The following is a 20,821-nucleotide window of genomic DNA, read 5'->3' on the forward strand; positions in this document are numbered from 1 at the left end:
CATACAAGATTAAACATATAATTTTATGGAGTCTTATTTAAATAAGATTGAATTTTGGGAGGTGTATTTATATGTTAATAAAAAATTGTAATATTATATATCTTGATAGAATTGAAAAAGGGTCAGTTCTTATTAAAGATGGAAAAATTAAAGAAATAAATCCTTTAGTTTGTGATGATAGCGAAGTAATTGATGCTAAAGGAATGTATCTTTCACCTGGATTTATAGATGTTCATATTCATGGTGCAGGTGGATATGATACTATGGACGGAACATTTGAAGCTATTAACGAAATAGCAAAAACAATTTCAAAATTTGGTACAACATCATTTACACCAACAACAATGACTGTTTCTATTGAAGATATAAAAAAATCAATGAAAGTTATTAAAGAAGCTAAGCTTAACGGAACTGATGGAGCAAACGTTTTAGGAGCTCACCTTGAAGGACCTTTTATAAGTCCTAATGCAATTGGTGCTCAAAATCCTAAATATGTTGAAGTTCCTTCAATAGACACTTATAACGAAATGGTTGGAGATGCTTCTGATGCAGTTGTTTCAATAACTCTTGCCCCTGAAGTTTGTGGAGCTAAAGAACTTATTAAATACTTAAGTGAAAAAGGTGTTATTTGTTCAATAGGTCATACTAAAGCAACTTACGAAGAAGCTATTGAAGGAATTGAATGTGGATGTTGCCATTCAACTCACTTATTCAATGCAATGACACCATTTACTCATAGAGCACCAGGAGTTGTTGGAGCTGTATTTGACTCTGAAATAACTACTGAAACTATTTCAGATGGAATTCATATAGCATATCCTGCACTTAGAGTTGCTTATAATCAAAAAGGATTAGACAAAGTTCTTTTAGTAACTGATGCTATGATGGCTTGTGGTATGCCAAACGGAAAATATGCTCTTGGCGGACAAGATGTATTCGTTGAAAATGGTGCTGCAAGACTTGAAAATGGATCTCTTGCAGGTTCAGTTTTAACTCTTGATAGAGCAGTTAAAAATGTATATGAAAATAGTTCTTATGCTCTTTACGATGTTGTAAAGATGGCTACATTTAATGGAGCTAAACATTGTGGAGTTTCTGATAGAAAAGGTCTAATAAAAGAAGGTTACGATGCTGATTTAATTCTTTTTGATGAAGGAATTAACGTTAAAAAGGTTATAGTAAACGGAAAATTAATTCACGATAATGAAATTTAAATTTTCTATTAATTACCAGAGGTGATTTCATGGAAGAAAAATGGTTAACCTGGGCTAAAAGATTACAATCAATAGCACAAGCTGGAATTACTTACTCTAAGGATAAATATGATATAGAAAGATTTCAAGAAATAAGAGAAATATCTTCTGAAATCTTAAGTAATTATACTGATATAAGTAAAGAAAAGGTTAAAGATCTTTTTTGTAATGAAACTGGATATCAAACTCCTAAAGTAGATGTAAGATGTGCTATATTTGTTAAAGATAAAATACTCTTAGTTAAAGAAAATTTAGATAATAAATGGTCTCTTCCTGGAGGATGGGCAGAAGTTAATTTATCAATAAAAGAGAATGCTATAAAAGAAAGCTTTGAAGAAGCAGGTATTAATGTTAAACCTAAAAAGCTTATTGCTCTTTTAGATAAAAGTAAACATTCTACTACTTTAAATCCTTATGGAATATATAAAGCATTTGTTCTTTGTGAATTTATAAATGGAGATTTTAAAGAAAATATAGAAACGGATGAAAGCAGATTATTTTCTTTAGATAATCTTCCTACTCTTTCTACAGAAAGAAATAATTACGATCAAATAAAAATGTGCTTTGATTTTAATGAAAATCAAAACTTAGATACTATATTTGATTAATAATAAAAGCGATAGGTTATTATAACCTATCGCTTTATTATATTATTTTGTATTTTCTTTTAATGGCTTTTTAAGTATTGCAAGTAATATCATACCTACAACTGCTCCAACAGCTATTGCTATTAAATATCCTAAAGGATGTTCTATAACAGGAACTACAAATATTCCACCATGTGGTGCTCTTAATTGGCATCCAAGACCCATTGAAAGGCCTCCAGCTACTGCTGAACCTATTGCACATGCTGGTATAACTCTTAGTGGATCTGATGCTGCAAAAGGTATTGCCCCTTCTGTTATAAATGAGAATCCCATAATGTAATTTGTAAGACCTGATTGTCTTTCTCTCTTTGTGAATCTATTTTTAAAGAATGTTGTACATAATGCTATTGAAAGTGGTGGAACCATACCTCCAATCATTACTGCTGCCATAATATCATATTGTCCACTTGCAAGACTTGCAGTACCAAATACATATGCTGCCTTATTAATTGGACCACCCATATCAATTGCCATCATAGCTCCAAGTATTACTCCAAGTATTATTTTACTACTTTCACCCATTGAATTTAAGAAATTTGTTAATCCAGTATTTATTGCTGCAACTGGTGGATTAATTATAAAGATTATTATCGCACCTATTAAAAGTATACCAAATAGAGGATATAATAAAACTGGTTTTAATCCTTCTAAGCTATCTGGTAACTTACTAAATATTTTCTTTAAGAATACTACTAAATATCCAGCTATAAAACCTGCAAGAAGTGCTCCTAAGAATCCTGAACCACCTTTATTTGCAAGCATACCACCAACAAAACCTACTGCAAGAGCTGGTCTGTCTCCAATACTCATAGCAATATATCCAGCAAGAACAGGTAACATAAATCCAAATGCTGTATCTCCAACATTCTTTAAGAATGCTGCAAATGGTGTATTACTACCGAAGTTTGAAGGATTTATACTATAATCATCAAATAAGAATGCTAGTGCAATTAATATACCTCCACCTATAACAAATGGTAACATGTGTGATACACCATTCATTAAATGCTTGTATATTTTATGTCCTACACCTTCATCATCAACTTTTTCATCAATGCTTCTAGCTTTTTCTTCTGCATGGTAAATTGCAGCTTTTCCACTTGTAGCTTCTTTTATAAGCTCTTCTGCTTTGTGTATACCATCGGCTACCTTTGTCTTTATAACTCTCTTACCATCAAATCTAGCCATTTCAACATTTTTATCTGCTGCTATTATTATACATTCAGCATTTTTTATTTCCTCTTCAGTTAAAACATTCTTAGCTCCACCAGAACCATTTGTTTCAACCTTTATGGAAACTCCCATTTCCTTACCTTTTTCTTCTAAACTTTCAGCTGCCATATAAGTATGAGCTATACCTGTTGGACATGCTGTAACAGCTAATACTCTATATCCCTTTTTCTCATTACTTTCTTCTTTTTCAAACTTTTCGCTTTCTTTATCATCTATAAGCTTTAAGAATTCTTTTTTATCTTTAGCGTTTATAAGTGTATTCCTAAATTCTTCGTCCATAAGTATAGTTGATAATCTTGCAAGAACTTCTAGATGCAAGTTATTAGCTTCTTCTGGTGCTGCTATCATAAAGAATAAATTCGCTTTATTTCCATCTAATGAATCAAAATCAACTCCATCTTTAACAACCATTGAACTAAGGCCAGCACATTTTACTGCTTTTGTTTTACCGTGTGGTATTGCTATTCCATCTCCTATACCTGTTGTGCTTAACTCTTCTCTTTTTAAAACTTCATTTTTATATTCTTCTTTATCATTTAAATAACCTTCTTTATCCATAAGGTCTACTAGTACTTCAATAGCTTCCTTTTTTGAGTTAACGTTTGCATTTAATAAAATTCCATCTTCTTTTAAAAGGTCAATTATACGCATGTTTTTCCCTCCTCAAGTTTTTTATAGTTTTGAAAAAATTTCTTCTATTTTTTCTTTAGTTGCTAAATCTTCTGAAAAAGCACTTGCACTTCCTGTTGCTATACCAAGTTTTAATGCTTCTTTATAATCATTATTTTTTATATATCCAGCTATAAAGCCTGCCACCATTGAATCTCCTGCTCCAACTGAATTTTTAACTTCTCCTTTTGGCGCTTTACTTTTTAATATTTCATTATTTTCGTTTATTAATATTGCTCCATCTCCAGCCATTGAAATAAGTACATTTCTTGCACCTTTTTCTTGAAGCCTTCTACCATAAGAAATTAGTTCCTCTTCACTTTCTATCTTTACTTTAAATATTTCTTCTAACTCATCTTTATTAGGCTTTATTAAAAATGGTTTATATTTCAAAACATTTAAAAGTAAATCACATGTTGCATCAACTATAAAATTTATATTTTTATGATTTAATTTACTAATTATCTTTTCATACATATCTTCTGGAAGAGTGTTTGGTATACTTCCAGCTAAAACTAATAAATCTCCATCCTTTAGTTCATCTAGCTTTTCATAAAGTTTTTCTATATCCTCTGGAGTTATCTTTGGGCCTTGAGCATTTATTTCACTTTCTTCATTACTTTTAAGTTTTACATTTATTCTTGAAATTCCATCTTGTAACTTTATAAAATCAGCACTACCTCCTGACTTTTTAACTTTCTTCTCAATTTCTTCTCCAGTAAAACCTGCAATAAATCCAAATGCTTTATTTTCTATTCCAAGATTACTTAAAACAGTTGATACATTAATCCCCTTTCCTCCTGGAAATATTTTTTCTTCATATGTTCTATTAACTGTACCTATCTTAAAATCTTTAACTCTTACTATATAATCTAATGAAGGGTTAAATGTAATTGTATATATCATTTTTAATTCGCCTCCAAAACTTCTGTGTACTTTCTGTATTTATCTTCTTCTAATTGTGTTGTTATTATTATTCCTTTATTTATTTCTCCAAATGTTACCGATGATATATGGTTAAACTTTGATTTATCTGCTAATATATATCCTTCTTTACTCCTATTTAAAGCTTCCCTTTTAATTAATGCTTCTTTTATATCTGGCGTTGTGAATCCACTTTTAATATCAACTCCATTTGTTCCAAAAAATCCTTTAGTAAAGTTATATTTTTTTAAGCTATCTATAGCTTCTATTCCAACTATTGCTTCAGTTGATAATTTGATTTCTCCACCAATTATATAAACGTTACATTTTCTTTGAAGTAATTTTTTTGCATGTACTATTCCATTAGTTATATAAATTGCTTTAGTTTCAGTTATATAATCTATCATCATTTCCGTTGTTGTTCCTGCATCTATATAAACAAAGTCATTTTCTTCTATTAAACTTGCTGCATATCTTGCTATTTTAGATTTATCATCTACATTAAGACTTTGTCTTACTAAAACCTCATCTTCTTTAGTGTCGTAAACAATATTTAATGATGTTGCACCACCATGAACCTTTTTTAATTTCTTTTCTTTATCTAAGTGATTTAAATCTCTTCTTATTGTTGATTCAGAAGTATTTAATTTTTCTACAAGTTCATTAACTGTTACCGTATTTTTTTCTTCTAATAATTTTAAAATAACTTCAAACCTTTCTTCTGATAACATTTACATCACCTCTTTGTCTATATAATATATCTTTTTTCATTCAAAGTCAATCATTTTCATTCAAAAACATTCAAAAATAATCAAAATTAATCTTAGACACTTTTTATTCTAAAACGACTTATTATTTAGCTCCTCAAGAAATAAATGTAAAATATGTTATAATAAGTATAATAGTAATAGAAGCTATTACTTAGGGGGTGTTATATGAAATAAAATCAAAAGAACTATATTTTATTAAAATGTTGCATATACTTTAAATATCATATATAGAAAGGATAATGATTTTATGAATAAGAAATTTAGATTACCTTTAATAATTTTAGCTATAATTGTAATTATTGCTCTACCTATTATTAGTAGCTATAATAATTTAGTTTCACTAGAACAAACAGTAAATACTGCTGAAGCTAATATAGATACTCAACTTCAAAGAAGATCTGATTTAATACCTAACTTAGTTAATACTGTAAAAGGATATGCAAGTCAGGAAAAAGAGATATTTACTAATATAGCTGATGCAAGAAGTAAATTAGCTGGTGCTTCAAATGTTACTGATCGTGCTAATGCAGATAATGATTTATCTAATGCTTTATCAAGGTTATTAGTTGTTGTTGAAAGATATCCTGATTTAAAATCTAATCAAAATTTTAGAGATTTAACTGTTCAATTAGAAGGAACCGAGAATAGAATTGCAGTGGCTAGACAAGATTATAATGCTGCTGTAACTAAATATAATACTAAGAGAAGAAAATTCCCAACTTCAATTATATCCTCTTTATTTGGATTCGATGAAAAACCACTTTATAAAGCTAGTGAAGGCGCAAAAGAAGTTCCTTCAGTAGATTTCAGTAAATAAAAATGTTTAAAAAGTCTAATTTTTTTAAAATAGCTTTAACTTCTCTTTTTCTTATATTTTTAGTTTTTTCTTTTCCTGCGAATGCTTCAACAAACTATCCTGATCCACTACCTTCTAAATATTTAAATGATTATACAGGTAGTATTGATTCAGAGAGTACTAAATCGATTGTTTCTATTGGTAAGGAACTAGAAGATAAAACAGGTGCTCAAGCTGTTGTAGTTGTAATTAATTCAACTAACGGTGCACCAATTGAAGATTATGCTATTAATCTTTTTAGAGGCTGGGGTATTGGTCAAAAAGATAAAAATAATGGCTTATTAATTCTTTTAGCTTTAAATGATAAAAAGTGGCGTGTTGAAGTTGGCTATGGATTAGAGGGTGCACTTCCTGATGCACTTACTAATAGAGTTATGGAGTCTATTGCAAAACCTAACTTTAAAAATAATGATTTTGGAAAAGGTCTTTCAGAAAGCTATAGTGCTTTTTCTGATACTATAGCTAAAGAATACGGTGTTACTTTAACTAAATCTTTAAATGTAGAAATTCCATCTAAGGATAAATCTTCTTATAGTTATACATTTATATTTATAGTATTAGTAATTTTATTTCTATACGATTTAATATTTAATAATGGAAGAATTTTCTCAACTATTTTAACATTTATCTTTTTAAACGGAGGAAGAAACCATAGAGGCGGAGGCCCTTCTGGAGGTGGAGGCTTCGGTGGATTTGGCGGAGGCTCTTCTGGTGGTGGAGGCTTCGGCGGTTTCGGCGGAGGTTCTTCCGGCGGTGGAGGTTCTTCTGGAGGATGGTAAAAAAAGGTGCTCTATTTAAGAGCACCTTTTATAATTACATGTATTTTTTGATTTCTTCTACTTTATCTAAGTTTTCCCATGGTAATTCAGCATCTGTTCTTCCGAAATGTCCATAAGCTGCTGTTTGTTTGTATATAGGTCTTCTAAGATCTAAGTCTCTTATTATAGCACCTGGTCTTAAATCGAATACCTTTTGTACTATTTCAACTATTTCTTCTTCTGATTTCTTTCCTGTTCCAAATGTATCTACTTGGATTGAAACTGGCTTTGCAACACCTATAGCATAAGCTAATTGTATTTCTAACTTATCAGCTATTCCTGCTGCAACTAAGTTCTTAGCAACCCATCTTGCTGCGTATGCTGCTGATCTATCAACCTTTGTTGGGTCTTTTCCTGAGAATGCTCCACCACCGTGTCTTCCCATTCCGCCGTAAGTATCAACGATGATCTTTCTTCCTGTTAATCCACTATCTCCTTGTGGTCCACCAACAACGAATCTTCCTGTTGGGTTTATGTAATACTTAGTATTTTCATCTAATAATTCAGCAGGTATTACATAATCAATAACATGTTTTCTTAAATCTGCTTGTATTTGTTCTAAAGTTACTTCTTCATCGTGTTGAGTTGAAATAACTATTGCATCTATTCTCTTTGGCTTGTCGTGTTCGTATTCAACTGTAACTTGAGTTTTTCCGTCTGGTCTTAAGTATTTTAAAGTACCATTCTTTCTTACTTCTGTAAGTCTTCTTGATAATCTGTGAGCCATTGCAATTGGAGCTGGCATAAATTCTTCTGTTTCATTTGTAGCGTATCCGAACATCATTCCTTGGTCTCCAGCACCTACTGCTTCAACATCATCTTTTTCACCTTGTCTTGATTCAAGAGCCTCGTCAACTCCCATAGCTATATCTGATGATTGTTCATCGATAGTTGTCATTACTGCACAAGTATCACAGTCAAATCCGTATTTAGCTCTATCATATCCGATTTCTCTTATTGTTTCTCTAACAACTTTTGGAATATCAACATAACAGTTAGTTGAGATTTCTCCCATAACCATTACCATACCTGTTGTTGTGCAAGTTTCACAAGCAACTCTAGCATGTGGATCCTTTTCTAAAATAGCATCTAATACTGAATCTGAGATTTGGTCACAGATTTTATCTGGATGTCCTTCAGTAACTGATTCTGATGTAAATAATCTTCTCATTCTTCTTCTCCTTATAATATATATTTTTTTAAATAAAAAAAACTCTTCGATAAGAAGAGAACTAGTTTCCTAATCTTTCTTATCTTGTAGATTACTCTACAGGAATTAGCACCACACTTTAATAATTAAATTATTTGTAGGTTGCTGGGTTTCAAAGGGCCATTTCCCTCCACCTCTCTTGATAAGAGTTATGTATTTATTTTTAAGTGAATTTCTTTGAAAATTGTAACACATAGAATTTAGCTAGTCAATACATTTTATTCATGTAAAATTCTTCTATATTTTATAAGTTCACAATTTTTTTCTCTCTATTTTTATTTAAATTTACCTATTAATTGCTATATTATTAGCTTTACCTATATAGTGTTTTTTTATAACATAATATTTTGTAAATATATAACTTAATATTTTATTGTTAATATTCACCACTTATTAAAATACTAAATATTTAGATAAATAAAAAAACATCAAGAATATTCTTGATGTTAATGGTGGTGGAGGAAGGATTCGAACCTTCGAAGTCAACTGACAACAGATTTACAGTCTGCCCCCTTTGGCCACTCGGGAACTCCACCTAAATTGGAGCTGATGATCGGACTTGAACCGATAACCTGCTGATTACAAGTCAGCTGCTCTGCCAATTGAGCCACATCAGCATATAAAGTTTTAATTATAAAATTCAAAAATGATATGGTGGGCACAACAGGGATCGAACCTGTGACCCCCTGCTTGTAAGGCAGGTGCTCTCCCAGCTGAGCTATGCGCCCATAAATGGTGGTGGAGGAAGGATTCGAACCTTCGAAGTCGACTGACAACAGATTTACAGTCTGCCCCCTTTGGCCACTCGGGAACTCCACCTAGTTTGGAGCTGATGATCGGACTTGAACCGATAACCTGCTGATTACAAGTCAGCTGCTCTGCCAATTGAGCCACATCAGCAATATATCATTTTTAAAATTTTATGGTGGGCACAACAGGGATCGAACCTGTGACCCCCTGCTTGTAAGGCAGGTGCTCTCCCAGCTGAGCTATGCGCCCATAAAATGGTGGTGGAGGAAGGATTCGAACCTTCGAAGTCAACTGACAACAGATTTACAGTCTGCCCCCTTTGGCCACTCGGGAACTCCACCAAAACTTTATTTTTTCTTGTCTGTTAGGCGTTTGCCCAACCGACAATAGTTAGTATATAGTCTCCTACCCTATATTTCAAATGACAAAACAGGTCAAATATGGAGATTATATTTTATATTCTACCTATATCTCTAAAATACTCCTATTTTTATCAATAAACATATTTTTATATTAGTTCATGCCTTCTAATAACTTTATATTTATATAAGGTGATAATATCTCCTTAATTTCTTTATAGTCTTCATCCGTAAGTCTACGTTTAATTATATTAAATGCCTCTGCTACTCCTTCTTTTCCATTCTTTTTTTCTAAACTTTCTTTTATTCTTTCAACATCAACTGCAGACATTTTGTTTGCTACTGATAATAATTTTGTCTTATCTTTAAATGATAATCTATCAAGTATCTCTTCTTTTTTTACTATAAATAAAGCTGCATTACTTTGAACTGCTTTGTTATCTTCCTTATTACTTGTATCTTTTTTTTGTGATTCTATATTTTTCTCTTCTTCATTTAATATTTTATTGCTACTTTCATCTTCTGAATTTAAACTTTGTGATGAATCATAATTATTCTCTTTATCTTCTTTATCCTCTTTAATATTTTCTTTATCATTAACTTTATCAGTAGTTTCTTTTTTATTATTTTTATTCTCATCTAAAACTATATTTTTATCTGCATTATTTCCTACATAACTATCTGGCTCCCAAATTACTATAAAATAAAATGATAATGATAATAAAATAGCTAAACAGCTAGTAATTACTATTTTTTTCATTAGCTCACCTCCTATATAAAAATACTTTCCACCATAAAAGATTTTTATTCAAGAAATTCTATTTATATATAAGTAGTCATATATATAACCATGGAGGTGCTTATATGGAAATAAAAATTCATCACACATCCCCTTTAGCATATTATGATATATCTCAATCCATTAAAAATTGCTTTTCTAAAGATACTATAATCGTATGTATTGGTACAGATAAATGTATTGGTGATTGTTTAGGGCCATTAGTTGGAAGTATTTTAAAAGATAGTCTATTTCCTATACCTGTATATGGTTCAATTGATGCACCTATTCATGCTCTTAATATAGATAACAAATTAAGTGAAATAACAAAAGCTCATCCAAATGCATACATAATAGGGATTGATGCTTGTCTTGGAGCTGAATCTTCTATAGGTGAAATTCATATTAGAAATTTTGCAATTCGTCCTGGAAAAGGTGTCGGTAAGTCACTTCCAGACGTAGGAAGTAAATCTATTGTAGGAATAATAGATTCAAATGAAAATCCAGAGTTATTTTATACTCGCTCTATAAGACTTTCTTTAGTATTATCTATGGCAAAAGTTATTGCAAAGGGGATAATTCATGGATATTATGAGTATAAAAACTCTAATAAACTGCCTCTTAAATCAGATTAAACCCATAGCATTAATGCTATGGGTTTAATTTAGTTAATTATTCAATTAATATTACTTCTCTACTATTAATATCTTTATCTAACTTATCAATATATCCTAAAACAGAGCCTGTACCTTCAGCAACTGCTTCAACAGAATTTTCTGCTATATTTACTGTAACTCCAGTTTCAGCTTCTATAAGTTTATCTAAGCCGCTAAGTAAAGCCCCTCCACCTGTCATAAGAATTCCTTTTTCTACTATATCAGATGCCAGTTCAGGTGGTGTTTTTTCAAGCACAAATTTTACAGCTTCTACTATTAAATTTACTGTTTCTTTAAGAGCTTCTCTTATCTCTTCTGAATTTATAGTAATTTCATCTGGTAGACCAGTAACTAAATTTCTTCCTTTTATATTAGTTACTTTTTCTTCTCCACAGTCATAAGCTGATCCTATTTCTACCTTTATATGCTCTGCTGTCTTTTCACCAATCATTATTTTATATTTTGATTTAATATATTTAATTATTGCCTCGTCAAACTTATCTCCAGCAACTTTGATTGACTTTCTAGCAACTATACCTCCTAATGATATTACTGCGACATCACACGTACCTCCACCTATGTCTACAATCATACTACCATCTGGTATTGTTATATCAAGTCCAGCACCAATAGCTGCCGCTAAAGGTTCTTCTATAAGCATGGCATCTTTTCCTCCAGCACTTCTTGCAGCATCAGTAACAGCTCTCTTTTCAACTTCTGTTGCTTGTGATGGAACACATATCATTATTTTTCCTGCTCTTACTTTCTTATTAGAAAAAGCTTTTTTAATAAAAGCATCAAGCATTTTTTCTGTTACATTAAAGTCTGATATAACTCCATCTTTTAAAGGTCTTACTGCAACTATATGTCCTGGTGTTCTTCCTATCATATCTCTTGCCTCTTGGCCTACTGCTAAAACCTTTCCATTCTTTGTGTTTATAGCAACAACTGACGGTTCTTTTAATACTATTCCTTTATCTTTAATATATACAAGCACTGTAGCTGTTCCTAAATCTATACCTAAATCAGTCTTTGATTTCCAAAACCACATACTAATTCCACTCCTAATTTAAAATATTTATACTTAAAATTCTACATTTTATAACCATAATTTAAATTATATATGGAATATGGATTTTATTCAACTTTTTTCTATTTTTTCTAAACTTTATAGATTATTCTGCTGATTTATATTTCATTTTAGTTGCTTTTCCGCCTCTTATATGTCTTTCTGCTTTATTAAGTTCTAATATATTATGAGTTTGTTCTGCAATTGTTGGATTTATTTTTGGAAGTCTTTCTGTCATATCTTTATGGATTGTACTTTTACTAACCCCAAAAACTTTAGCAGTTTTTCTTATTGTAGCTTTTGAATCAATAATATATTGTGCTACCTCTAAAACTCTTTCTTCAATGTAGTCTTTCAAAATGCTACCTCCTTAAATTTATAATATTTTTTTGATATTTTTAGCTAACCTTAGTTCTATTAGAGCTAAGGTTAGCTATATTGATTTTATTTTTTATAACTGAAGTATTTTAATGGGTCTACTTCTGCATTATCTTTTGAGTATACTTTGATGTGTAAGAAATCATCTTTAACACACATTTTTAATGTGCTTGATGTATTTCCTGTCTTACCAATTTCTTGTCCTTTAGTAACTTTGTCACCTTTTTTAACTTTTGTTCCGTTAGCAAGATTTGAATATGATGTTTTTATTCCATTTGAATGCTTTATTACTACAGTAACTCCATAAGTAACATCATTTTCTATAACTTTTTCTACAACACCTACTTCTGCAGCTTTAACTACTGTTCCTAATGGACATCCAACTGAGATTCCACCATATCCAAAACTTGAATCTCCTTTTTCTCCATCTTTAACTTGTTTTCCATCTTTAAAAATGTATGGTTCTTTATGTCCTTTTAAAAGCTTACCTTCTACAGGTTTTGAGAAATTCATCTTGTTATTATTTGAAACTGATTTTGCTGTAGTATTTTTATCTACTCTTTCAGAATTCTCCATAACATTTTCAGCTTTTTTCTCGTCATCTTTTGTTTTATTATCTTTATCTTCAACATTTAAAGTAACTTCATTGTTGTTAGGATTTGTAGCTTGATTATTTTTATCTAAATTACTTTTACTATTTTTTATAGCTATAGCTCCAACTATAGTAAATATGCATAAACCTACAAATAAGGCTACATAGAATCCTTCCTTCTTAAAAAAATTCTTGCTACTTTTTATCATTTGTTTGGATTTTTCTTTAAATCCGTTAGTTTTTTTGTTCATAATTAACACCTCCTTTAGTCATTTTGTCCCTTTTGGGAAAAATAATACATTTTATTTAAAAATTTCTTAGTATAAATTAAAAAAAGGTGATATTTGTTAAAAACAAATATCACCTTTAAAATTTAAGTTATTATTTTTATCTATAAACTACTTTTTTTAAATCAACACCACTATAGTAATGCTTTAATATTTCATCATATTTTTTACCTTCCTTTGCCATAACATTAGCACCCCACTGACTCATTCCAACACCATGCCCATTTCCCTTACATACTATTTTCACTTTATCCTTTAAGTACTCTATATTAAAGTTTGCAGATCTTAAATCAAATAACTTTCTAAATTCTGTTCCTTTTATCGTTACTCCACCTATCTGTATCTCTTTTACGGATCCACCTTCTGTTCTAGATTTTATAGATATCTTAGATTTTATATCTGATTCTTTTAGTGCTGCTTTTTTATAATTTGAATTTATAATATTTATAAATTCCTTATTTGATATCTCTTTTTCTGTTTGATAAACGTTTGATATTTCTTCACCTGGACTACTAGTTGATTTTAAATAAGGTATTGTATTTGAAAAAACATCCTCTGAATTTTCAGTTTTCCCTGAACTTGTTGAGAAAAATTGCGGATATTTAACTAACTCTCCTCCATAGCTAAGTACCATTCCACTAGTGTCTTGAACCGCCTTTTTTATTTTATTATAATTATCGTTTTTTTCATCATTTGACCACTTGGACATTCTTTCATTTTTGCTCATATATGCCTGACAGTGAACCCCATCACATATCTCAGCACCTTTTGATAAGTTACATTTTTTATCCCTTTTACTATAATAAAATGTTCTTGCTGCAACAGCCTGTGCCTTTAAGGCTTCAAGTTCAAATTTAGCTGGCATTTCACTTGATACAACTCCTAATATATATTCTTCAACATCCATTTCTTCAATCTTTTTTGTATTTGTTCTATATACTTTAACTTTATTATTTCCTTTTACTATTATCTCATTACTATTTGCTTCTCCTGTACCTTTAGGAGATGTAAAATCATCTATAGAAGCTCCCATAAGTATAAATGGTATTATTATCATAAATATAAATATAACACTCGTTATAAGCCCAATTCTTTTTAGATTTTCCCTTATTTCTCTTTCCCTCAAAAAAACACCCCCAAAATAAACGTACAATTATTTATATGTACAATAAAATCAAATATACTTACAGTTATAATTTTATGTAACTTTACTTTATAAAAAAAGAGCAGAAGGTTTTAAACCTTCTACTCTCTTACTCTATAAACTTCTGCACCAAGATTTCTAAATTTCTCTTCTATATTTAGATAACCTCTATCTATATGATAAATATCTCTTATTTCACTTTGCCCTTCAGCAACAAGACCTGCTAAAATCATAGCGGCTCCTGCCCTTAAATCTGTGGCTTTAACTTCACATCCTGTAAGTTTTGATGTGCCTTCTATAATTGCAGTTCTTCCATCAATTTTAATTTTAGCTCCCATTCTTACAAGTTCTGCAACATGCATAAATCTATTTTCAAATACAGTTTCTGTTATAATACTAGATCCTGGTATAACTGAAAGTAAAGCCATCATTTGAGGCTGCATATCAGTTGGAAAGCCTGGATATGGTAATGTTTTTATATCTACTGGCCTTTTATCAAATCTACCATCTACTATTATTCCATCTTCCTCTTCAGTTAATATAATTCCACATTCTTTTAACTTCTCTATTAATGGTCTTAAATGATCTTCATTTACATCATTTATTTTTATAATACTATTTGTTATAGCTGCTGCCACCATAAATGTACCAGCTTCAATTCTATCATAAATAGGTTTATATCTTACTGGTTTTAAATGATCTACACCCTGAATAACAATCTTTCCAAGTCCTGCTCCATCTATCTTTGCTCCCATTTTATTTAAGAAGTTAGCAAGATCCCATATTTCAGGCTCTTCTGCTGCATTTTCTATTATAGTTGTTCCACTTGCTAGAACAGCTGCCATCATTATATTTTCTGTAGCACCAACAGATGGAAAATCTAAATAAATTCTATTTCCTATTAACTTTTTTGCTTTTGCTTCTACAAATCCATGCCCCTGTACAATTTCTGCACCAAGCGCCTTTAATCCTTTTAAATGTAAATCTATTGGTCTGCTTCCTATGTTGCATCCTCCAGGCATTGATAACTTGCAATAGCCAAACCTTGCAAGCATAGGCCCAATTACTAAAAATGATGCTCTCATTTTCCTCACAAGTTCACTTGTCATATCAAAACATTTCATGTTTGATGAATTTATTTTAAGCTCATTATTTATCTTTGAATAATTAACATCAACATTTAACTCCTGTAGTAATTCTAATATTACTTGAACATCTTCTAACATAGGAGTATTTTCTATCACTATATCATTAGGTGATAATATCGTTGATGCTATAATTGGCAAAACTGAATTTTTAGCTGAACTTATATTCACTTCTCCTTCTAGTTTTTTAACCTCTTTTACTATTATTTTTTCCATATTTTCCTCCATAATAAATTGTTAGTATGTTGTAAATATTATAGGAGTTCCAACAATAACATATACCCCTGTATCATATTCCATAATCCCATAACTAATCTTACTTCCACTTTTTAATTTATAATTGCCTACATATCCATTGTGTACTTTAGTAAATCCCTCTTCTTCTTTAATCTCTTTTAAGCTATTAATAGAATTTAACCTTCCTTTATAATACTCAAAATATTTTACTGAATTTGTTTTTTTATTTTGCAGTTTTTTCAGATTATTTTTTAAAGAAATAATATCTATATCTTTTTTATAATTTATAGATATAGCTTCAACAAATACAATACCATCTTCACACCATAGATTAATTTCAATATTTTTATCTCCTACTATGTAAAAATGGTTATTATCTTCTGTTTCTTCTATTTTATTTTCTTTTATATAAATTTCTTTAATTCTTTCTATCTCTTTATCTAAACTACTTTCTATATTGTATTGAATTTTCACTCCATTTTCTTTAAAAGTTGTCTCTTTTACAACTTTATTTTCAATGCTTTTGTAATCCATATTCTTCACTAAACCTGTACCCATTAAAGACGATAAATTAAAGGTACAGATTAGGAAATATAATATTATACTTTTTAATTCCATATTAATCCCCTTCCCTTCCCCTTAATTATTATCCATTTTTCTAAAACTTATACATATTGCCCCTATACTACAATATATAAATTTAATATTTTTTTGTGATACATTGTCATAAATTAGCTATAACAAACATATAAAAAAAGTCCATCAGGAATATTTCCTAATGGACTTTAACGTGGGTTATATTTAACTTATTTACTTTTTAATTCTAATCTTGTTAAAGCTCTTGCTAAAGCGGCTTCTGCTCTCTTAGTATCGATATTATCGTCCTTTAAGCGCTTTTCAGCTCTTTCTTTAGCCGCCTTTGCTCTTTCAACATCAATTTCATTTTTATGTTCTGAAGAATTACAGCAGAAATTTAGCTTATTATCTTTAAAACCAATTATTCCTTTTGAAGTAAAGAATTCTTCTTTTTCTCCATTTGCTTTAACTACTTCAGTAACACATGGAATTGTATTTATAACTATATCTGCGTGATTTGCAAGTAATTCAATCTTTCCATCTATAGTTTTTACAGTTATGCTAATTGCATCCTCATCTACTTTGACACTATCTGCTGTCATAATCTTTAATTTAAAGGTATTTGCCATAATGCATCATCCCCTTATGCTAAAGTTTTAGCTTTTTCTAAAGCGTCTTCTATAGTTCCTACAAATAAGAATGCTGATTCTGGTACATCATCATGTTTACCTTCTATTATTTCTTTGAAACCTTTTATAGTTTCTTCAATAGTAACATATCTTCCCTTCATTCCTGTGAATTGTTCAGCAACAGTGAATGGTTGTGATAAGAAGTTTTGTACCTTTCTTGCTCTGCTAACTGTTAATTTATCTTCATCTGATAATTCATCAACACCTAGTATTGAGATTATATCTTGAAGTTCTCTATATCTTTCTAATATGAACTTAACTTTTGATGCAACTTCGTAATGTTCTTCTCCAACGATTCTTGGGTCTAATATTCTTGAAGTTGAATCTAATGGGTCAACAGCAGGGTAAATACCACGTTCAGATACTGCTCTTGATAAAACTGTTGTAGCATCTAAGTGTGAGAATGTTGTTGCTGGTGCTGGGTCAGTTAAGTCATCGGCTGGAACATATACAGCTTGAACAGATGTAATTGATCCGTGTGTTGTTGATGTGATTCTTTCTTGAAGAGCACCCATTTCAGTTGCAAGTGTTGGTTGGTAACCAACGGCTGATGGTATTCTACCAAGAAGGGCTGAAACTTCTGAACCAGCTTGTGAGAATCTGAATATGTTATCTATGAATAATAACACGTCTTGACCTTGATCTCTGAAGTATTCTGCCATTGTAAGTCCAGTAAGTGCAACTCTCATTCTTGCACCAGGTGGCTCATTCATTTGACCGAATACTAGAGCAGTCTTATCTATAACTCCTGATTCTTTCATTTCATAGTAAAGGTCATTACCTTCTCTTGATCTTTCTCCAACACCTGTGAATACTGATAATCCACCATGTTCTTTTGCTATGTTGTTTATAAGTTCTTGGATAAGTACTGTTTTACCAACTCCAGCACCTCCAAATAGACCTATCTTACCACCCTTTTGATAAGGTGCTATAAGGTCAACAACCTTTATTCCTGTTTCAAACATTTCAGGTTCAACTGATTGTTCTGCAAAAGTAGGTGCTGGTCTATGTATTGGATAGAACTCTTTACTTTCTATTTCTCCTGCAATTTCTTTATCAACTGGATTTCCTAAAACGTTAAATAATCTACCTAGAACGCATTCTCCTACAGGAACTGATATTGGATGTCCTGTATCAACTGCCTTCATACCTCTTCTTAATCCTTCTGTCGCTTCCATAGCTATTGTTCTTACTATATCGTCACCGACATGTTGCTCAACTTCTGTAACTAGTACTTCATCACCCATGTCTATTTCAATAGCATTATAAATGTTTGGAAGTGACTCAGTATCAAACTTTATATCAACTACTGGTCCAACAACTTGAACTACTTTTCCTATATTGTTAGGCATTACTGATACCTCCTTGCTATTTTTGAGCCGCTGCTCCTCCTACTATTTCTGCAATTTCTTGAGTAATAGCACTTTGTCTAATTCTGTTATATTTTGTATTTAATGAATCTAATAAGTCATCTGCATTTTTTGTAGCTCCGTCCATTGCAGTCATTCTTGAAGATTCTTCACTAGTTTTAGCATTTAATATGCAATTTACTAATTTTGATTGTAAATAAAAATCAAAAGTTGCCTCTACAGCGGACTCTCCATTTGGTTCTATAATAAATCCACTATCTTCTTTTACATCATCAAATTTTAATGGTAACATTCTATCTATCTTTACAACTTGAGATACTGGTGAGTTGAAATGAGTATATACAACATTAATTTCTCCAACTTCATTTGATCTATATAATCTTAATGCATGATTGTATATTGTCATTACTTCCCTTACGTCGGCAGTTTCTTTAATATCAACATATTCAGCTACTGTATTAAATCCATATCTAGTCATATATGATGAACATTTCTTTCCTATACACATAACTAAACTATCTGCTTTATCTAATCCAACGTATTGTTTTAATGCTAGTGCTACATTAACATTATATCCTCCACATAATCCAGAATCTGAAGCTATAACTATATATAATTTTCTCTTTGAATGACTACCAGTAAAGTATATACCATCTTTTATTACATCTATTGATGAATAAGCATCTTTAGCAATACTTTCAGTAGCTTCAAAGAACTTATTATTTTCATTTAGTTCCATTCTAACTCTTCTTAACTTAGAAGTGGCAACAAGTCCCATGGCTTTTGTTATTTTTTTAGTGTTTTGTACTGACTTAATTCTACGTTTTATTTCAATAAGTCCAGCTCCTGCCATACTTCCACCTCCTAAAAGATTGCATAGCTTATTTTAAGCTATGCTTGATTTAAGAATATTTTTTTAAATTCTGTAATTGCAGTTTCAAGTGATGATTTTATTTCATCATCTAAAACTTTCTTTTCTATTATTGATTTTCCAACTTCTCTATATTGAGTATTCATATATTCTAAGAATTCTTTTTCAAACTTTCTTATATCTTCAACTTTAACGTCTGATAAATAGTCGTTAATAGCAACATAAAGAATCATTATTTGATCTTGTACTGGCATTGGTGAGTATTGGTCTTGCTTTAATACTTCAACTAATCTCTTACCTTTTTCAAGTCTTCTTGATGTATCTTGATCTAAGTCTGATCCAAATTGAGCGAATGATGCTAGTTCTCTATATTGGGCAAGCTCTAATCTTAATGTACCTGAAACTTGTTTCATAGCTTTAATTTGAGCGTTACCCCCAACTCTTGATACAGAAATACCGGCATTAACCGCTGGTCTTTGTCCTGAATAGAAAAGATCTGATTCTAAGAATATTTGACCATCTGTTATTGATATAACATTTGTTGGAATATATGCAGTTACGTCTCCTGCTAATGTTTCTATTATTGGAAGTGCTGTTAAAGAACCTCCGCCATTCTTTTCTGAAAGCTTAGCTGCTCTTTCAAGTAATCTTGAATGGATATAGAATACATCTCCAGGGTAAGCTTCTCTGCCTGGTGGTCTCTTAAGTAATAGTGACATTGTTCTATAAGCAACTGCGTGCTTTGATAAGTCATCGTATATTACTAGTACATCTTTACCTTGATGCATGAAATGTTCACCAATTGAACATCCAACATAAGGTGCTAAGTATTGTAATGGTGCTGATTCTGAAGCTGTTGCTGCAACAACTATTGTGTAATCCATAGCTCCCATTTCTGTTAGTGTATTAACTATATGTGCTACTGTTGATTGTTTTTGACCGATTGCTACATATATACAAATTACATCTTTATCTTTTTGATTTAATATTGTATCTATTGTAATTGCTGTCTTACCAATTTGTCTATCTCCGATGATAAGTTCTCTTTGTCCCTTACCTATTGGTATCATTGAGTCAATTGCTTTAATTCCTGTTTGTAATGGTTCATTAACTGAGCTTCTATCTAGGATACTAGGAGCATGAACTTCTATTGGTCTATACGCTTCTGGTTTTATTGGTCCTTTACCATCAATAGGATTTCCAAGTCCGTTAACAACTCTTCCTATTAATTCAGCTCCAACTCCAACTTCAACGATTTTTCCAGTTCTCTTAACTATATCTCCTTCCTTGATTCCTTCTTCAGAACCAAGTAAAACACATCCTACATTATCTTGCTCAAGGTTTAATGCCATACCATAAACATCGTGTGGGAATTCTAGTAATTCACCTTCCATACAATCATCTAAACCATATACTCTGGCAATACCATCACCTATCTGTATGATTGTACCTGAATCGACAGTTTTGATTTGTTTATCATATTTTTCAATTTCATTCTTGATTATAGAAGTAATTTCTTCTGGTTTGATATTCATGGATT

Annotated in this window: 20 protein-coding genes, 7 tRNA genes and 1 riboswitch; of the genes, 5 read left to right on the forward strand and 22 right to left on the reverse strand. The window is 30.9% G+C overall.

All coding sequences use genetic code 11. The features are described 5' to 3' along the window. Positions 1 to 71: 71 nt before the first annotated feature. Positions 72 to 1,214, forward strand: coding sequence for an N-acetylglucosamine-6-phosphate deacetylase (gene nagA, locus ACZ5TJ_RS12615; RefSeq protein WP_464200192.1), 1,143 nt, complete (start codon positions 72 to 74; stop codon positions 1,212 to 1,214). A 29-nt stretch (positions 1,215 to 1,243) separates the two neighbouring features. Continuing rightward, complete coding sequence (locus ACZ5TJ_RS12620) at positions 1,244 to 1,861, forward strand: NUDIX hydrolase (RefSeq protein ID WP_464200194.1); 618 nt, start codon at positions 1,244 to 1,246, stop codon at positions 1,859 to 1,861. 42 nt (positions 1,862 to 1,903) lie between these two features. Here ACZ5TJ_RS12620 and ACZ5TJ_RS12625 read toward each other — a convergent pair whose 3' ends face one another. From ACZ5TJ_RS12625 to ACZ5TJ_RS12635, 3 genes are read right to left on the reverse strand one after another with little or no spacing between them, the layout of a single operon-like run. After that, the gene (locus ACZ5TJ_RS12625; protein ID WP_464200196.1) at positions 1,904 to 3,784 is read right to left on the reverse strand and encodes a PTS fructose transporter subunit IIABC; all 1,881 of its coding nucleotides are present in this window, start codon (positions 3,782 to 3,784) and stop codon (positions 1,904 to 1,906) included. 21 nt (positions 3,785 to 3,805) lie between these two features. Then, the gene (gene pfkB / locus ACZ5TJ_RS12630; RefSeq protein WP_464200198.1) at positions 3,806 to 4,708 is read right to left on the reverse strand and encodes a 1-phosphofructokinase; all 903 of its coding nucleotides are present in this window, start codon (positions 4,706 to 4,708) and stop codon (positions 3,806 to 3,808) included. Between the two features lie 2 nt (positions 4,709 to 4,710). Further along, positions 4,711 to 5,457: a DeoR/GlpR family DNA-binding transcription regulator gene (locus ACZ5TJ_RS12635; RefSeq protein WP_464200200.1), complete on the reverse strand. Its 747-nt coding sequence runs from the start codon at positions 5,455 to 5,457 to the stop codon at positions 4,711 to 4,713. A 286-nt stretch (positions 5,458 to 5,743) separates the two neighbouring features. On the opposite strand from ACZ5TJ_RS12635, the gene ACZ5TJ_RS12640 reads away from it, so the two are divergent. Continuing rightward, a complete protein-coding gene (locus ACZ5TJ_RS12640; protein WP_039313510.1) occupies positions 5,744 to 6,313 on the forward strand; it encodes a LemA family protein in 570 nt (189 codons plus the stop codon). Next, positions 6,310 to 7,131 (forward strand): TPM domain-containing protein, encoded by an 822-nt coding sequence (locus ACZ5TJ_RS12645; RefSeq protein WP_464202338.1) that lies wholly within the window; start codon positions 6,310 to 6,312, stop codon positions 7,129 to 7,131. Before ACZ5TJ_RS12640 ends, ACZ5TJ_RS12645 begins: the two co-directional genes overlap by 4 nt. A 34-nt stretch (positions 7,132 to 7,165) precedes the next feature. On the opposite strand, the gene metK is transcribed toward ACZ5TJ_RS12645, so the two are convergent. The 9 genes from metK to ACZ5TJ_RS12690 form a co-directional block, all read right to left on the reverse strand. After that, positions 7,166 to 8,341, reverse strand: coding sequence for a methionine adenosyltransferase (metK, locus tag ACZ5TJ_RS12650; protein ID WP_464200204.1), 1,176 nt, complete (start codon positions 8,339 to 8,341; stop codon positions 7,166 to 7,168). A gap of 76 nt (positions 8,342 to 8,417) precedes the next feature. Beyond that, positions 8,418 to 8,529: riboswitch (SAM riboswitch) on the reverse strand. A 301-nt stretch (positions 8,530 to 8,830) separates the two neighbouring features. Beyond that, positions 8,831 to 8,916: transfer RNA gene (locus tag ACZ5TJ_RS12655), tRNA-Tyr, on the reverse strand. A gap of 5 nt (positions 8,917 to 8,921) precedes the next feature. Next, a tRNA-Thr gene (locus tag ACZ5TJ_RS12660) sits at positions 8,922 to 8,997 on the reverse strand. A 35-nt stretch (positions 8,998 to 9,032) separates the two neighbouring features. After that, positions 9,033 to 9,108, reverse strand: a tRNA-Val gene (locus ACZ5TJ_RS12665). 5 nt (positions 9,109 to 9,113) lie between these two features. Next, a tRNA-Tyr gene (locus tag ACZ5TJ_RS12670) sits at positions 9,114 to 9,199 on the reverse strand. A 5-nt stretch (positions 9,200 to 9,204) separates the two neighbouring features. Then, positions 9,205 to 9,280 (reverse strand) — tRNA-Thr (locus ACZ5TJ_RS12675). Positions 9,281 to 9,303: 23 nt separating this feature from the next. After that, positions 9,304 to 9,379: transfer RNA gene (locus ACZ5TJ_RS12680), tRNA-Val, on the reverse strand. Positions 9,380 to 9,385: 6 nt separating this feature from the next. Next, positions 9,386 to 9,471: transfer RNA gene (locus tag ACZ5TJ_RS12685), tRNA-Tyr, on the reverse strand. Positions 9,472 to 9,643: 172 nt separating this feature from the next. Continuing rightward, on the reverse strand, positions 9,644 to 10,249 hold the full coding sequence (locus ACZ5TJ_RS12690) for a hypothetical protein (RefSeq protein ID WP_464200206.1): 606 nt from the start codon (positions 10,247 to 10,249) through the stop codon (positions 9,644 to 9,646). A gap of 104 nt (positions 10,250 to 10,353) precedes the next feature. On the opposite strand from ACZ5TJ_RS12690, the gene yyaC reads away from it, so the two are divergent. Then, positions 10,354 to 10,902, forward strand: a complete 549-nt coding sequence (yyaC, locus tag ACZ5TJ_RS12695; protein ID WP_464200208.1) for a spore protease YyaC — start codon at positions 10,354 to 10,356, stop codon at positions 10,900 to 10,902. A 37-nt stretch (positions 10,903 to 10,939) separates the two neighbouring features. Here yyaC and mreB read toward each other — a convergent pair whose 3' ends face one another. The 10 genes from mreB to atpA all read right to left on the reverse strand — a co-directional run bounded on the left by mreB (position 10,940) and on the right by atpA (position 20,816). Further along, on the reverse strand, positions 10,940 to 11,974 hold the full coding sequence (gene mreB, locus ACZ5TJ_RS12700) for a rod shape-determining protein MreB (protein ID WP_464200210.1): 1,035 nt from the start codon (positions 11,972 to 11,974) through the stop codon (positions 10,940 to 10,942). A gap of 124 nt (positions 11,975 to 12,098) precedes the next feature. After that, positions 12,099 to 12,350, reverse strand: coding sequence for a sporulation transcriptional regulator SpoIIID (gene spoIIID, locus ACZ5TJ_RS12705; protein ID WP_039313493.1), 252 nt, complete (start codon positions 12,348 to 12,350; stop codon positions 12,099 to 12,101). Positions 12,351 to 12,436: 86 nt separating this feature from the next. Continuing rightward, positions 12,437 to 13,213, reverse strand: a complete 777-nt coding sequence (locus ACZ5TJ_RS12710; RefSeq protein WP_464200213.1) for a peptidoglycan DD-metalloendopeptidase family protein — start codon at positions 13,211 to 13,213, stop codon at positions 12,437 to 12,439. 136 nt (positions 13,214 to 13,349) lie between these two features. Further along, positions 13,350 to 14,375 carry a stage II sporulation protein D gene (gene spoIID / locus ACZ5TJ_RS12715; RefSeq protein WP_464200215.1) on the reverse strand — a complete coding sequence of 342 codons (1,026 nt, stop codon included), beginning with the start codon at positions 14,373 to 14,375 and terminating at the stop codon, positions 13,350 to 13,352. A gap of 119 nt (positions 14,376 to 14,494) precedes the next feature. Further along, complete coding sequence (gene murA / locus ACZ5TJ_RS12720) at positions 14,495 to 15,754, reverse strand: UDP-N-acetylglucosamine 1-carboxyvinyltransferase (RefSeq protein WP_464200217.1); 1,260 nt, start codon at positions 15,752 to 15,754, stop codon at positions 14,495 to 14,497. A gap of 21 nt (positions 15,755 to 15,775) precedes the next feature. Next, positions 15,776 to 16,393 (reverse strand): hypothetical protein, encoded by a 618-nt coding sequence (locus tag ACZ5TJ_RS12725; RefSeq protein WP_464200219.1) that lies wholly within the window; start codon positions 16,391 to 16,393, stop codon positions 15,776 to 15,778. Positions 16,394 to 16,581: 188 nt separating this feature from the next. Next, a complete protein-coding gene (locus ACZ5TJ_RS12730) occupies positions 16,582 to 16,980 on the reverse strand; it encodes an ATP synthase delta/epsilon chain alpha-helix domain-containing protein (RefSeq protein ID WP_464200221.1) in 399 nt (132 codons plus the stop codon). A gap of 14 nt (positions 16,981 to 16,994) precedes the next feature. Beyond that, positions 16,995 to 18,392 carry a F0F1 ATP synthase subunit beta gene (atpD, locus tag ACZ5TJ_RS12735; RefSeq protein ID WP_039313483.1) on the reverse strand — a complete coding sequence of 466 codons (1,398 nt, stop codon included), beginning with the start codon at positions 18,390 to 18,392 and terminating at the stop codon, positions 16,995 to 16,997. Positions 18,393 to 18,408: 16 nt separating this feature from the next. Next, on the reverse strand, positions 18,409 to 19,263 hold the full coding sequence (atpG, locus tag ACZ5TJ_RS12740; protein ID WP_464200223.1) for an ATP synthase F1 subunit gamma: 855 nt from the start codon (positions 19,261 to 19,263) through the stop codon (positions 18,409 to 18,411). 38 nt (positions 19,264 to 19,301) lie between these two features. Continuing rightward, positions 19,302 to 20,816 carry a F0F1 ATP synthase subunit alpha gene (gene atpA / locus ACZ5TJ_RS12745; protein ID WP_464200226.1) on the reverse strand — a complete coding sequence of 505 codons (1,515 nt, stop codon included), beginning with the start codon at positions 20,814 to 20,816 and terminating at the stop codon, positions 19,302 to 19,304. Between the last annotated feature and the right edge of the window lie 5 nt (positions 20,817 to 20,821).

The sequence above is a fragment of the Clostridium budayi genome (genome assembly GCF_055396605.1).